General features: G+C 55.6%; 10 protein-coding genes. All 10 read left to right on the forward strand.

Features of this window, described 5'->3' with window-relative positions; translation table 11 throughout:
• Window positions 1-86 precede the first annotated feature (86 nt).
• The 10 genes from AC6ROY_RS08770 (at window position 87) to AC6ROY_RS08815 (ending at window position 14,340) form a co-directional block, all read left to right on the forward strand.
• The gene (locus AC6ROY_RS08770; RefSeq protein WP_500099844.1) at window positions 87-1,385 is read left to right on the forward strand and encodes an amidohydrolase; all 1,299 of its coding nucleotides are present in this window, start codon (window positions 87-89) and stop codon (window positions 1,383-1,385) included.
• A 20-nt stretch (window positions 1,386-1,405) separates the two neighbouring features.
• A complete protein-coding gene (locus AC6ROY_RS08775; RefSeq protein ID WP_500099845.1) occupies window positions 1,406-1,903 on the forward strand; it encodes a cell wall elongation regulator TseB-like domain-containing protein in 498 nt (165 codons plus the stop codon).
• A 203-nt stretch (window positions 1,904-2,106) separates the two neighbouring features.
• Window positions 2,107-2,646, forward strand: a complete 540-nt coding sequence (locus AC6ROY_RS08780; protein WP_500099846.1) for a hypothetical protein — start codon at window positions 2,107-2,109, stop codon at window positions 2,644-2,646.
• Window positions 2,639-4,138: an AAA family ATPase gene (locus AC6ROY_RS08785; protein WP_500099847.1), complete on the forward strand. Its 1,500-nt coding sequence runs from the start codon at window positions 2,639-2,641 to the stop codon at window positions 4,136-4,138. The genes AC6ROY_RS08780 and AC6ROY_RS08785 overlap by 8 nt, the downstream gene beginning before the upstream one ends.
• A 159-nt stretch (window positions 4,139-4,297) precedes the next feature.
• On the forward strand, window positions 4,298-5,953 hold the full coding sequence (locus AC6ROY_RS08790) for an N-acetylmuramoyl-L-alanine amidase family protein (protein ID WP_500099849.1): 1,656 nt from the start codon (window positions 4,298-4,300) through the stop codon (window positions 5,951-5,953).
• Window positions 5,954-5,965: 12 nt separating this feature from the next.
• Window positions 5,966-6,544, forward strand: a complete 579-nt coding sequence (locus tag AC6ROY_RS08795) for a GerMN domain-containing protein (protein WP_500099850.1) — start codon at window positions 5,966-5,968, stop codon at window positions 6,542-6,544.
• A gap of 45 nt (window positions 6,545-6,589) precedes the next feature.
• Window positions 6,590-9,358: an S-layer homology domain-containing protein gene (locus AC6ROY_RS08800; protein WP_500099851.1), complete on the forward strand. Its 2,769-nt coding sequence runs from the start codon at window positions 6,590-6,592 to the stop codon at window positions 9,356-9,358.
• A 190-nt stretch (window positions 9,359-9,548) separates the two neighbouring features.
• Window positions 9,549-10,268, forward strand: coding sequence for an endonuclease III (gene nth / locus AC6ROY_RS08805; protein WP_500099853.1), 720 nt, complete (start codon window positions 9,549-9,551; stop codon window positions 10,266-10,268).
• A 2-nt stretch (window positions 10,269-10,270) separates the two neighbouring features.
• Window positions 10,271-10,543, forward strand: a complete 273-nt coding sequence (locus AC6ROY_RS08810; protein WP_072327619.1) for an NAD/NADP transhydrogenase alpha subunit — start codon at window positions 10,271-10,273, stop codon at window positions 10,541-10,543.
• A gap of 95 nt (window positions 10,544-10,638) precedes the next feature.
• Entirely contained in the window at window positions 10,639-14,340 is a 3,702-nt protein-coding gene (locus AC6ROY_RS08815) for a dynamin family protein (protein ID WP_500099855.1), read from the forward strand.
• Window positions 14,341-14,584: the final 244 nt, after the last annotated feature.

The following is a 14,584-nucleotide window of genomic DNA, read 5'->3' on the forward strand; positions in this document are numbered from 1 at the left end:
TCTAGACGGTGAAATTGTACATTGGAAACGGGACTTGTAGCATGGCTTCCGCGGACGTCTATATATAATGGAGAGGAATAGATAACGTGAAAAAAACGCTGATTGTAAACGGCACATTTATTACGCTGGACGAAGCTCGTCCATGCTTCCAGGGACATATGGTCATTGAGGGCGACCGCATTCTTCGCATTACAGAGGGCGCTCCACCCGAGGATGAGCAATTTGATGAAGTTGTAGAAGGAAGAGGCAAGCTGTTTTTGCCAGGCTTCGTTAATACACATGGCCATACGGCGATGTCGCTGCTGCGGGGTTACGGCGACGATATGGCGCTGCAGCTGTGGCTGCAGGAAAAAATGTGGCCGATGGAAGCAAAATTTACAGCTGCTGATGTAGCTGCAGGAACACGCTTGTCGATTCTGGAGATGGTGAAGGGCGGCACAACGACGTTTGTTGATATGTATGATCATATGAACGAGGTTGCGAAGGCGGTTGAGGAAAGCGGAATCCGGGCTGTTCTGACGCGCGGCGTCATCGGCTTGTGCTCGCGCGAGGAGCAGGATGCGAAGCTGGCGGAGGCTGTCCGGTTTGCCCGTGAGTGGAACGGACAAGCGGACGGACGGATTACGACGATGCTTTCGCCGCATGCCCCTTACACATGCCCGCCTGACTACATAGAGCGGATTGTGCAGGCGTCTGAGGAGCTTCAGCTGCCGATTCACATTCATATGTCGGAAACGGCTCGCGAGGTACAGGACAATGTCGATCAATACGGCCTGCGGCCTGTCGAGCATCTGGAGAAGCTGGGCGTCTTCGCCAGACCGACGCTGGTGGCGCATGGCGTTCATTTGACCGATGACGAGATTGCTCTTCTGAAAAAATACGATGTGCGGGTTTCCCATAACCCTGGCAGCAACCTGAAGCTGGCCAGCGGCGTTGCCCGGGTTCCTGAGCTGCTGAAGGCAGGCGTGCTTGTTTCGTTGGGTACGGACGGTCCGGCCAGCAACAACAATCTCGATATGCTGGAGGAAATCCGGCTGGCGGCGATGCTTCACAAGGGAGTCAGCGGCGATCCGGTTGCTGTCGCGGCCGCAGACGCGTTGCGTTTGGGCACGCTTGATGGCGCGCGTTCCATCTGGCTTGACGATGTCGGGGCGCTGCAGGCAGGCATGAAGGCCGATTTTATTGCGCTTGATATGGATCAGCCGCATTATTTCCCGCGCACGAACCTGATTTCGCATGTGGTTTACGCAGCTAACACCCGTGATGTTACCGACGTTTGCGTGAACGGCCAGTGGCTTGTCCGGTCTAACGTCTGCCTGACGCTCGATGAGGAGCGGATCAAGTTTGAGGCACAGCGTGCCTTCGAGCGGTTGACAGGCGTTTAAGACAGAGGAGGCGGTCTGCCGTGCGCAAAAGATGGAAATGGAGCCTGGCCGCCGCGGCAGCGCTGATCCTGATCGTTTTCGTGTTAAGCTGGATCTACCAGTCCGTGTCCCGGGAGGAATGGAAGCTGCAGCGGGCTGCCGTACAGACGGCTTATGAGAAGACCGCGCTTGTCAAGGCAAATGTTGTGGAACGCTTTATCGCCGACAAGGCGTACACGGTCATTACAGGCGAAAACAAGCTGGGCCAAGGTCTGTACGTCTGGGTCGGCCGCGATGGCGAGCTTCGAACCGAGATGGCCGCGAACGGGATTACTGGCGACGCAGCCGCCCGGAAAGTAAAAGACAGACTGCCCGGAGCGGACATTTTACGAATAACGCCTGGCTTGCAGGCCGATAAGCCGGTATGGGAAGTTTTTTATACGTATACGCCGGAAGGACAGAAGGAACAGCACTTTTATGATTATTATCAATTTACGGACGGCGCTCTCATCGACACATGGCGTTTGACCATTCAATAGCCGGCTCTCCGGAATCAGGCGTCCCGTTGCGTTTTCGCGCAGCGGGGCGTTTTTTGCTTGTCCAAAGGCGGATATCGACATGCTGCCACACATTACATTGTCATTTCGTATATCACATATGCTATACTTTCTATACAAGTTTATTGATATACTTTACAGGCAATTACAACTCTGATTTCTCAGGAAAGGGTGAATATATACAGATGAACATACGTCCTGTGCCCGTTTTGTTAAGTCTGGTCATTACGGCATCCTTGTTGTTTGGCGGCTACTTTGCCTATCAAAGCTACGCGATGGAAAGTCCGCTCCAGAAGGCTGTCTCCGGGATCGAAGGGGTAGAGCTTGTATCGACCAAGCTGTCTGCCGATGCGGCTGAAGTTCAGATCAAGCTGGAAGCCGACAAAAGCTTGCGCGAGGTTGTTCAGCTTGTGCAAAGCGAAGGCCGTCAAGTGATCGGCAGCCGCGAGCTGCAGCTAAAAGTTGTTAACGAGCCGTCGGCCAAGCTGGAGTCGTGGTGGTCGTCCGCCTTGTTTGAGGTGGCCCAGGCGATGGATACGAAGCAATATGCGCAAATTCCGGCAACGCTGCAAGCCCGGATGGAGGCTGATCAAGCTTCGGGCATCCGCGCGAGCTCCGAGATGGATGAGCGATTCGTATATATTACACTGACCGACGGTCAGGCAAGCAAGTTTCTGATGCTGCCACGAACGCCGGTGAAGGTGGGGGTGTGGCCGAATGAGTAAATATGGGAAAGAGATTTTACTTGGCGCTGTGCCGGTTGTAATCGCATTTCTGTATGTTGTCGGCATTAATATCATTCCGATTGTATTTATGACGGTTATTTTGGGCGCTTTCTTCTATATGAATCGGACCCGCAACGGGGCGGGGGTCAGCCAGGGCCGAAAGGCGCGGGCGAAGACGCCGACGTTTATGACCTTTGATGATATCGGAGGACAGGACCGGGCGAAGCGTGAGCTGCAGGAGGCGCTTGACTTTTTGATCCGGCATGAGGATATCAAGCGACTCGGCATTCGCCCGCTCAAGGGGATTTTGCTGACAGGTCCTCCGGGAACCGGTAAAACGCTGATGGCCAAAGCGGCCGCTCATTATACGAATTCGGTGTTTATGGCCGCGGCGGGCAGTGAGTTTGTCGAAATGTATGTCGGGGTCGGGGCAAGCCGTATCCGTGATTTGTTCAAAGAAGCAAAGGCGCGCGCCCTGAAGGAAAAAAAGGAGAGCGCCATTATTTTCATTGACGAAATTGATGTGATCGGGGGCAAACGCGACGGCGGACAGCACCGCGAATACGACCAGACGCTCAACCAGCTTCTGACCGAAATGGACGGTGTGCATGCCAGCGAAAGTCCGCGCGTGCTCATCGTTGCAGCCACGAACCGCAAGGAGATGCTTGACAGCGCGCTGTTGCGTCCGGGCCGGTTTGACCGGCATATTGACGTCGAGCTGCCGGACAAGAAGGGGCGGCTTCATATTTTGCGCCTGCATGCGAAAAACCGCCCGCTCGCCGAGACGGCGAACCTTGAAGCGATTGCGAAGGAAACGTTTCAGTTTTCCGGCGCTCAGCTGGAAAGCGTGCTGAATGAAGCGGCGATTTACGCGATGCGCGAGGAGTCCGGCACGATCAGCCAGCAGCATTTGTCGCTTGCGGTGGACAAGGTGATGCTTGGCGAGAAGACGGATCGCGAGGCGACCAAGGAAGAACGCGAGCGGGTCGCGCTGCATGAGCTTGGACATGCGATTGTTGCGGAACGCGTCCGTCCCGGCTCGGTGTCCCAGGTATCGCTTAGCCCGCGCGGCAAGGCGCTTGGCTTCGTTCGGCATAATCCGCAGGCTGATCAGTATCTGTACACCCGGAAGCAGATTGAAGAGCAGATGATGGTCGCTTTGGGCGGCTCGGTGGCCGAGGAAATGTTCTACGGCGGCCGCAGCACAGGATCGCGCAACGATTTTGAGCAGGCGCTGCAAATGGTGCGGACGATGATGGACTCCGGACTGACGCGGCTCGGCATCATTGACCGGAATATGGTGACCAAGCAGGAGCTGATGCGGGAAAACGCCGCGATTCTGGAAGAGGTGACAGAAGCAACACGCGGTTTGCTGGAGCGTCACCGGCTTGTATTCGAGCAGTCGCTGGAGCTGCTGATTACGGAGGAAGTGATGTCGGGCGAGCAGTTTCGCGAGCTGCTGGCGCGGCTCGAACAATCGCAAATTGCGTAAGCATACCGCTTGCGGACGGAAGGCAATCCTGAAGGATTGTCTTTTTTGTCGTGCTGTGGGCGGGCGGCAAAAATTATCGCAAAGGCTGCAACTTTTTGGCCGAAATAAAGTCTAATAGAGTGATAGAAATTGTCAAATTTTTAAGGTTTGAGGTGTGAGATGAGGTTCATATCGGCTTGGTTCACATGTTTCCTACTGTCGCTGTTGTTGATTCCGGTCGCCTTTGCCGAAACGTCGTCGATCCAGTTGTTCATGAATGGCAAGCAGTTAATTCCCGAGGTTGCCCCGATTAATGTGAAGGGCAACGTTATCGTGCCGATCCGGATTATTGCCGAATCGGTTGGCTCCAAGGTCAGCTGGGATGCCAAGCAGCGCAAGGTGAGCATTGCCAAGGGTTCCACCGGTATTGAATTGTTTATCGACAAAACGTCTGCCACCGTAAACGGGAAGGCATACAAGCTGGAAGCGGCGCCCATTATCAAAGAAGGCAATACGATGCTGCCGCTGCGCTTTGTGGCTGAACAATTGAATACCGATGTTGAGTGGGAAGGCGCGACTCAGTCCGTATTTATGCATCAGAAGCAGTCGGTTGACGAAAGCGCTCCGGATGACGGCAAGCAGCCGGAGCCGAATCAGCCGGCAGCCGGCAAGCCGGAAGAAGAACCCGGAAGCAAGCCGGGGACAGCGGCTGGCGGCCAATCTGGCAGCATGCCGGACAAGCCCTCAAACAACGGCAGCAAGCCTGGCGACACGCCGGACAAGCCTTCGGGCAACGGCAGCGGGTCTTCCGGCAAGCCGGACGCGACATCCCCGTCCACCGGCAAAGATCCGGGTGCGGCTCTTCCCGTCGGCGGCTCGACAGGCGGCACCGGGACGCCGGTGAAAGCCGGAGAAGCAGGCTTGCCCCCGACGGGCCAGCAGCCGCTTCCTGACTCGCTGTATGCGATTACGCTGGACAAAGAGTCGCTGCTCATTCAAACGTCGCGCAAGGATGCGGTGAAGCCCGCTATGTTCCGGCTCAGCAATCCGAACCGGATTGTCGTCGACATTCCTGGCGTCCAACTGGATACGGCGCTGGCGAACAGGATGAATGGTTCGACGGAAGGCGCACTGGAAATCGCCAATGACAAGATTGCGAAAATCAGGTACTCGCTATTTTCAAAAGAAGATTCTATCGTTAGAATAGTAGTAGACTTGGCGCAACCCGCCCAGTTTAACCTGGTTCCTGGTGAGAAGGCCGGTGAATTTTCACTGAAGCTCGCCCCTTCGCGAACAAATTATGTCGTATTTATTGATCCTGGACACGGTGATCAGGATACGGGAGCTGTGGCGAAGCAAACGGGACGCTACGAGAAGACGCTGGTGCTGGCGATCGGCAAGAAGGTAGCGGCGCTGCTGGAGAAGGAGAAAAAAATTCAGGTCGTGATGACCCGCTCCGACGATACGTTTCTGGAGCTGCCTGAACGGGTTTCGCTGGCCAATCAGGCTGACGCCGATCTGTTTGTTTCGATTCACGCCAATTCTACAACTGGAGAAACGGTGCGCGGCACCGAAACGTATTATTACACGGAGCAAAGCGCTGATTTCGCTAAAGTGATGCACACGTTTCTGCTCAAGGGAACCGGCTTTCCCGACCGCAAAGTAAAGAAAAGCGCGTTTCATGTTATTCGTAATACGACCATGCCTTCCGTATTGCTGGAAATCGGGTTTTTAAGCAACCGCGCGGAAGAGAGTCAGATGTTCCAAGAAGCTTTTCAGGACCAGGTAGCCGCATCCATCGCAGCAGGCATCAAGACGCAGCTAAATCTGGAATAAGGAGTGTTTCTGATGCACAAACATTGGGGCAAGATCGCGGCCGCGACAGCGCTGTTTGCCTTGGTAGCTTCCGGCTGCGGCCAGAAGCCGGCCGTTCAGCCGCAGGCAGCTCCGGCTCTGGAGCCGGTCAAGGCAACCGAGCCCGCGAAGACAGGCAGCTCCACCGGACAAACTCCTCCGGCCGCGCCGCAAAAGCAGTCCGCTACCATCAAAGCTTATTACACCGACACGAACCTGGAGAAGCTTCTGGAGAAGCAAGTCAAGATCGAGTACAGCCAGGCTGCAGACAAATACGCCGCTGCCTTTCAAGTGTTGAAAAAGGCGCCGGACGACAAAGCTGTAGCATTGGCCGAGCATTTGGTGTTCAAAACAGCTGTGCTGAAGGATGGCCAGCTGACGCTTAATTTGTCTATGCCTGCTGAGGCAAGGCTGGGAGCCGGCGGAGAGGAAATGCTGCTGACCGCGCTCCAAAGCACGGCCTTTCAGTTTGAGGAAGTAAAGACGCTGGAGATTTTGCTGGAAGGCAAGCAAGTCGAAAGCCTTATGGGGCATATGGAGCTGCAGCATCCCTTCAAGCGGCCGGCCAAGTAACAGTCAGCAGCATAGCGGAAGACAAGGAGAGGGGAAAGCGAGTTCATGAAGAGAAGAAAGAATAAAAATCATACGCGCAAGCTGACAGCGGCCGTTGTGGCACTGACGCTTGCTTTCAGCGGATCGGCCTTCGCGGCTGATTCGACAACTGGCTCGTCGGCAGCATCTGGAGCCCTTGTGCTGCGGTTTGCCGATGTAGACGGCGCACACTGGTCGATCAAGCATGTCACGAAGCTGGCATCGCTTGGCATCATTCAAGGCTATGAGAAAAATGAATTCCGTCCCGATAATACGGTATCCCAGCAAGACGTCATCGTGATGGCCATTCGGATGATGGGACTTGAAACGGAAGCGCTGTCGAATAAAGCCGAGACGGTGCTGCCTGTGCTTGTTAGCGATTATGCGAAACCTTATGTCGCCTATGCCTTTGACAAGGGACTTATTACAGCGGCTGAGGAAGTGGAAAGCGGAGCGACCAAAAGCGTGTGGGGCTCGCGTGACGCCACCCGTGAATGGGTAGCCAAGCTGGTCATCCGGGCAATCGGGAAAGCTTCCGTAGCCGCGCAGCAGGCGGCATCGCCTTCCGCGTTCAACGACGCCGACAGCTTCTCCTCCTGGGCCAAGGGTTATGTCAACGCCGCGGTGACGCTTGGGATCGTGCAAGGCTTTGAGGACAACACATACCGCCCGGCCGGCAAAGTGACGCGCGCGCAGATGGCAACGTTTTTGAGCCGGGCGGACAAAGAGCTGACAACCCGCTCCAGCCGCGTGAACATCGGATACGTGATGGAGCTGACCGATAAAAAAATCAGCGTGCTGAATGAGAAGGGCGATACGACGACCTACAATTTGTCCACGGACACGGTTGTCTATCGGGCCAAGGACGACACCCGTATTCCGCTTAGCCAGATCAAGCTGACCAACGAAGTGTACCTGGTGCAAAACCTGAATAACGCGTTGTATATCGAGCTGACCAACGAAGAAGAAAAGATGGAAGTGACCGAAGGCACCTTGAACGATGTGTTTTTGGATGAGATGCGGGTTTCCGTTCAAGTAGGCGGCACCAGACGTCTGGCCGAAATTGCGCCAAACGTGTCGGTGACGGACAACGAAGGACGCGGGCAAAGCATCGGCTCCATTCCGCTGGGAAGCATCGTCCAGCTGAAGCGGAATACATTGCTCAAGGAAACCAAAATTACTCATATCGTGGTAAAGCAAACGCCGCTTAGCAAAACGGCTGACGGGACGATTCTCAGTCTTGACCAAACGGAGCGCCAGATCAGCTTCCTTGAAGCGACGGGCGGACAAAACGAAACGTATTCGACAGCGGAGCCGATTGTGGTCAAGCTGCAGGATGGGATGGTATCGGACTTATCCAAGCTGCATATCGGCGATGCGGTCAGCTATGAGATCAAAGCCAATAAGCTTGCTGCCATTACGGTGAAAAAGCAAGCTGATGTCGTGACGACGATACAGGGCAGCATGACGACAGAGGTGAGTAAAGACTCGCGTATTTTGACGATCACGCCAAGCGGCGGCAGCTCGCTCTCTTCTTATTATGTAAATGATAACGCGCTGGTGTCGATTGGCGGTCTGTCGTCGGCAAGCCTCTTCGATCTGGAAAAGGGCGACGAGGTTACGCTTGATTTGTTGAACGATAAGGTCGTGAAGGTGACGGTCAATAACCGTCAGGTCGATACGTTTGAATTTGCCAGCATCGTCAGCTATGAGTCGACGACCAAGGTGCTTACGGTGGCCAAGGATAATGGCGGGTACGGCGCATTTCAGCTGACGGATGCGACCATTATCAAATACGCAGGCTCAACGATTCCGCTGGCGAATTTCCAGACATCGTTTATTGGTACGCAAAGCGGCACCACGGTTACAGACCGCAACAAAAAGGTCAATATGAAGGTGTCGAAGGACAAGGTCGTGTCCATTGAAATCACGCAGTCCATTGATGGCGTGGTGTCTCAAATCAATACAACGTTAAGCGATGTTACGCTGCGTACAACCGGCGGTAAAAGCTTGACATTTAAAGCGCCGGGCGCGGTTGTCGACCTGCAAAGCAAATCAAACGGAACGTTGGCCGATTTGAAGGTAGGTGACTCGGTGCAGGCGAATCTGATTTTTACGCAGGATATGTTCAGTTCGTTTGCAGTGAAAAAATCCGGGGTGTTCAAGCTGCTCGTCGTTACGCCTTCAACCAAGCAGGTGACGGTGAAGGAAGAAAACGGCCCGGCGACCTTTACGTTTACGATCGACAGCCTCGATAAAATTTATAACCCGAACAAGCCTGCGTCTGCGTTCGAGGATTTACTGGTTGATGAGTATGTAAAAGCGAGCTTTACCGGCAGCAAAATGGATATGATCTCCATTGTCAATACGGTGCGCGGAAAAGTTAACACGGTTGATGCGGCGCTTGGCACCATTACGGTTCAAGATTTCCAGGGCGGCGTTCACGTGCTGCCGCTTGGACAAAACTTCACGGTCAAGAAAGCTGACGGGACATTGTCCGCAGCGCTGGGTGATCTGAAGGCGGGCGATCGCGTCGAAATTATCAAGGACGCCAGCGAGAAAACCATTATTCATCAGGCTGCGGCGCATAAGCGGACAGTTGCCTCGTATGATACGATTCTCGGTCATCTGCTGCTGAAGCCGGCGGCTGCAAATAGCAAGGATCGGTACGCCTTGTTTGGCCGAGCTTATGTGCATAAAGGCACGGGATTGGTGAATGCTTCCAGTCTGGTTGAAAACAATGAAGTGACGCTTTATACCATTGATGATAAAATCTATGAAATTGAGCTGCCTTAATTCGTTGTAGTGCAACCTTGCTATGCTGAAAATCGTCTCCATGGTGTGCAGATTTGCTGCTATGGGGACGATTTTTTGGCGTTTTGCGAGGATTTCGGAAAAAATTCGCAAATTCAAGACATATTTCATTGATTCGGCTTCGCTGATTCGGTAAACTAAAGGATAGAAGCGCAGGAGAGGCGGGTTGCTTGTGAACCGAGTACAGGCTCGACGGATACTGGACACCATTGCAGGCATGTTTCCCGACGCTCATTGCGAGCTGAATCATTCGGGCCCGTTTGAGCTGACGATTGCCGTGCTTTTGTCAGCGCAGTGTACGGACGAGACGGTCAACAAGGTAACAGCGACCTTGTTTCAGAAGTACAGGCAGCCGGAGGATTATTTGGCTGTTCCGCTTGAAGAATTGGAGCAGGATATACGCCGCATCGGGTTGTTTCGGAATAAAGCGAAAAACATTCAAGCCCTGTGCGCGCTTTTATTGGACAAGTTCGGAGGCGAAGTGCCTCGGGAGCATGCGAAGCTGATTGAACTGCCAGGTGTTGGCCGGAAAACAGCCAATGTCGTCATGTCCAATGCCTTCAGCGTGCCTGCGATTGCCGTAGATACCCATGTGGAGAGAGTATCCAAGCGGCTTGGGCTTGCAGGCGAGGATGATTCCGTGCTGGAGGTCGAGAAGAAGCTAATGAAGCGTGTGCCTCAGGAGGAATGGACGGATACCCATCATCGCCTTATTTTTTTCGGCCGCTATCATTGCAAGGCGCAATCGCCCAAGTGCGAGAGTTGTCCGCTGATTGACTTGTGCCGAGAAGGTAAAAAACGTATGAAACCTGTCTCCAAAAGGAAACCTAATCCAAAGCATGAAAAACCTAGATTAGTCGCAAAGGACTCGAATGAAGAAAGGATAGGATAAACATGAAGTGCATTTCGGTTTATACAAATGATTTTGAGGTTTTCTCGGATATTTATGAGCGTATTTTGCAAACGCCTCTGCAGGAGAACGAAGAAATGCAAGTGGAGGGCGTCGTTGTTTCCGAATCCGGCAGCGTACCGGAAAATTATTTGACTCGCATGAAGCAGCGTCCGGAAGTCGTCGTCATGAAAGTAAAAGACAAGGACATTACCATTTTGCAGCATCGCGACGTTTTTGAAATCTTTATCCCCGAGAAAGAAAATGTGGTACACTAAAAACCGAAGCAATTCGGTTTTTTCTTTTTGTCAGTAAGGGGATTTGGTAGGGCGTGTCTGAGACACGCCCTAGAGAGAGCAGGATGGGAGAACTCATGAAAAGCACACTTACTTCAACGCTGGAGTTGCCGGATCAGTCTGGCGAGCAACTTCAGCCTACCACGACTGAGGAAGCAATTAAGGGCTTGCAGGCGCAGATGCTGGCGGCCGGAGACGCGGCTCACGCGGAAAAGGTCGGGCAGCTGCTGGCCAAGGCGGAAAGCGGACGATTAAATCTCGCCTTCTGCGGCCATTTCTCGGCAGGCAAGTCAAGTCTGATCAATCGGCTTTGCGGGCATCAGCTGCTTCCGTCCAGTCCGATTCCGACGAGCGCCAATATTGTAAGCATCGCAAGCGGCGAGGAAGGCGCGACCGTTTGGTATCATCGCAAATCGTCGTCGGGGCAGGCTCGCTCTGAGCGTGTGCCGCTAGACCAGCTCGCTGAGCATTGCCGCAATGGCGAGGCTGTGGAGACGATCGAGATTACGTATCCGATCGAGCTGCTGCAGGGTCACGCGGCATTGCTGGATACACCAGGGATCGACTCGACCGACGATGCGCATCAGCTGGCGACGGAATCTGCGCTGCATTTGGCTGACGTCGTGTTTTATGTGATGGACTATAACCATGTGTTGTCCGAGGTGAACCTCGGCTTTACGCGAAAAATGGCGGATTGGGGCAAGCCGCTGTATTTGATCGTAAATATGATCGACAAGCATCGCGAGCATGAGGTGGCTTGGGACGCTTATCAAGCGGGTGTGCGCGACGCCTTCGCCAGCTGGGGCGTTCGGCCGGACGGCATCCTGTACACTTCAGTGAAGGCGCCCGACCATCCGGCCAGCGAATGGGCCAGGCTGGACTGGCTGATCGGCGGCCTGATCGAACGCAGGCAGGCACTGGTGCATCAGAGCCTGGAAAAATCGGCGCAGGCGCTTGCGCTCGCGCATGCGGAGAAGCAGGCGGAGCTGGGCGAGCCTGGGAAGGAAGCGCTGCGGCAGCAGCTGGCCGAAGACGAATCTGTCGGAGCCGCACAGTCGGAGTCGGTCGAAGCTGCGGCGGAGCTGCAGCGTCTGCAGGCGCTGCCGGCCGGGCTGCTGTCCGAGCTGCGTCAGGAATTAGGCAGGCTGCTGGATAATGCGAACATTACGCCTGCCGCTACGCGTGATTTGGCTCACACCTATTTGGAGAGCCGCAAGCCGGGCTTCAAGGTCGGTTGGCTTGGTGCGGCTGCCAAGACGGCAGCGGAGCGGGCGCAGCGGCTGGAGCTGCTGACCAAGGATTTTGCGTCGCAGGTGCAAACGCAAATTGCGCGTCATGTGCAGCAGGCTGTGAAGCAGCGGCTGGAAGGCCAAGGGCTGCCGTCTGAGCGGGTCAATGAAGCGAGCGGACGGATCGTGTGCGAGGTTGAACCCGCTTGGCTGGCTGCTCAAGTCAATGAAGCAGCGGTCTTCGGCGGGGAATATACGCTGACCTATGCGAAGCAAATCGCTACAGAAATAAAAGCGATGTACCGCAAGCAGGCGATGGCGGTTGTGGAGGAGCTGATCGGCGAGCTGGACGAAGCACTCGGTGAAGCACGCGAGGCGCTGACGTCCCGGCTGGGCGCATTGGAATCGCGGCTGGGCGCGTTCCGCGCGCTGGAGCGGCTGGAGCAGGCTGACGTCGCTTACCGCGACGGCCTGCTGGCGCAGCTGCCGCTGAGCGCAGCGCCTGCGCTGCCGGCGCTGGAGGCGGCGCCGCAATCCCAAGCGGCCTCCGCGCTTGCCGGAGCCGCGCCTGCAGCGAGCGCCGAGGCTGCGCCGGCGCTGGCTTGGCTGGCCGCCGACGCGAAGGCGGGCGGCGCAGCGACGCTGGCCGCAGGCGGACATCGCGAGCGGCTGCGGGAGACAGCGGGACGGCTTGAAGCCGCCGCCGCCGAGCTGAGCGGGCTGGCCGCGCTGCAATCGGTGCGGCGCTCGCTGCTTGATAAGGCCGAGCGCTTGCGCGGCAACCGCTTTACGATCGCGCTGTTCGGTGCGTTCAGCGCGGGCAAATCGTCGTTCGCCAACGCGTTGATCGGCGAACGGGTGCTGCCGGTGTCGCCGAACCCGACGACGGCGGCGATTAACAAAATTATGCCGCCGGAGCCGGAGGCCGGCTGGCCGCACGGCACGGCCAAGGTGCGGATGAAAAGCCGCGAGCGGCTTGTGGCTGATGCGCTGTATTCCCTTGAGGCGCTTGGGGTCAAGGTGGAGACAATTGAGCAGGCGCTGCAGGCAATCGGGCGGCTGGAGGCCGATCGCATACCGGGCAAAGGGAAGCCGCATTATGCGTTTTTGCGTGCGGTGCAGCAGGGCTGGGGCGCGATGAATGGGCTGCTGGGCGAGGATGTGCGAATTACCGCCGATGAGTTTGGAGCTTATGCGGCGGAAGAAGCGAAGTCTTGCTTTGTCGAACTGATCGAATTGTATTACATGAATCCGCTGACTGAGCAGGGAATTGTACTTGTCGACACGCCGGGGGCCGACTCGATTAATGCGCGTCACACCGGAGTAGCGTTTGATTACATCAAAAACGCCGACGCCATTTTATTTGTCACGTATTACAATCATGCGTTTTCCCATGCCGACAAGCAGTTTTTGCTGCAGCTCGGCCGGGTAAAGGAAAGCTTCGAGCTGGATAAAATGTTTTTCATCGTCAACGCCGCTGACCTCGCTTCCTCGGCCGAGGAGCTGGATGGCGTTGTCGGCCATGTCGAAAGCAATTTGCTGCAGCACGGCATCCGCCATCCGCGTATTTATCCGTTGTCCAGCTATTATGCGCTGGAAGGCAAGCTGCAGCAGGACGATACGCTTGCTGCGCAGTCGGGAATTACGGCCTTCGAGCGTGATTTTGTCCGCTTTACGTTCGAGGAGCTGACCGAGATTGCGGTTCGCGCGGGACAATCTGACATTCGGCGTGCGGCGGAAACGCTGCAAAGCTGGACCGACAGCGCGCGCACCGATGCTGCGGATCGCGCGAAACAGAGCGACAGACTGCGTGCCGCTTTGCAGGCAGGCGTGCAGCGGCTTGAGCAGGCGGCGGATGCAGCAGATGTGAGCGAGCTGTTCAAGGAAATCCAGGAGCTGCTGTATTACGTGAAGCAGCGGACAACGTACCGGTTCGGCGAGCTGTTTAATGTCGCGTTTAACCCGTCGCTGTTCAACGATGATCCGCGCGACAGCAAGGCCGTGCTGGCGTCCGCCTGGGAGGACTTGCGCCGGATGATTTCGTTTGATCTGTCCCAGGAGGTGCTTGCTACGACGCTGCGGATTGAAAACAAAATCAACCGCATGGCCAAGCTGGCGGCAGATGAATGGACGAAGCGGCTGCGGATGGACATTCCTTCCTTCGAGCCGGTTGATTTCGAGCCGTTCAAGCTGAACACGCCGGAGCTGCAGGAGCTGCTGCAGGCAGACGATGTGCAGGCGAAATGGCTGGCGTCGTACTTCAAAAACGCCAAGCAGTTTTACGAAGGCGATGGAAAATCGCAGCTGCGGCGCGACCTGGAAGCCAAGCTGGTCGAGCCGATGACCCGCTTTACTGAAGCGCAGGCGCAGCGGCTGGAGGCCGCGTATGCAGAGCAGCTGCGGGCCGTCGTCGCCGAGCTGGCGGGCCGGTGGACCACAGAGCTGCAGGAGCACGCAGCGGGGCTGCTGGAGGCGCTGGACATGAAGCTGGACCTGCCGGCCATGCGGGAAAAGCACAGCCGCCTGCAAGCGTTTTTGGCTTCCTTCTGAGCCATCATGTTGAGGGGCTATCCGTTGACCGGGCATCATTTGAATTCTGAGGCGCAGCTTCACGGACTTGAGCCGTGAAGCTGCGCTTTTACGTGTTTAAGCATGTACTGCCCGAGTTTTATCTCACATCGGATTAATGCGAATAATGACGGATTAGCGGTAAGGCGCCGCCGGATGTTCAAGCGAAGCTGAACTGAAAATAAAACGCTTTATTTCGGAAATAAGGTTGTTTTTAAGAAAAGCC

The organism is Paenibacillus sp. sg306046, from assembly GCF_059821225.1.

Bases quoted from the DNA above. Each gene is read 5' to 3' on its own strand.
- AC6ROY_RS08795 (WP_500099850.1), top strand. From the start codon at position 5,966: ATGCACAAACATTGGGGCAAGATCGCGGCCGCGACAGCGCTGTTTGCC.
- AC6ROY_RS08810 (WP_072327619.1), top strand. From the start codon at position 10,271: ATGAAGTGCATTTCGGTTTATACAAATGATTTTGAGGTTTTCTCGGAT.
- AC6ROY_RS08785 (WP_500099847.1), top strand. From the start codon at position 2,639: ATGAGTAAATATGGGAAAGAGATTTTACTTGGCGCTGTGCCGGTTGTA.
- AC6ROY_RS08780 (WP_500099846.1), top strand. From the start codon at position 2,107: ATGAACATACGTCCTGTGCCCGTTTTGTTAAGTCTGGTCATTACGGCA.
- AC6ROY_RS08815 (WP_500099855.1), top strand. From the start codon at position 10,639: ATGAAAAGCACACTTACTTCAACGCTGGAGTTGCCGGATCAGTCTGGC.
- AC6ROY_RS08800 (WP_500099851.1), top strand. From the start codon at position 6,590: ATGAAGAGAAGAAAGAATAAAAATCATACGCGCAAGCTGACAGCGGCC.
- AC6ROY_RS08790 (WP_500099849.1), top strand. From the start codon at position 4,298: ATGAGGTTCATATCGGCTTGGTTCACATGTTTCCTACTGTCGCTGTTG.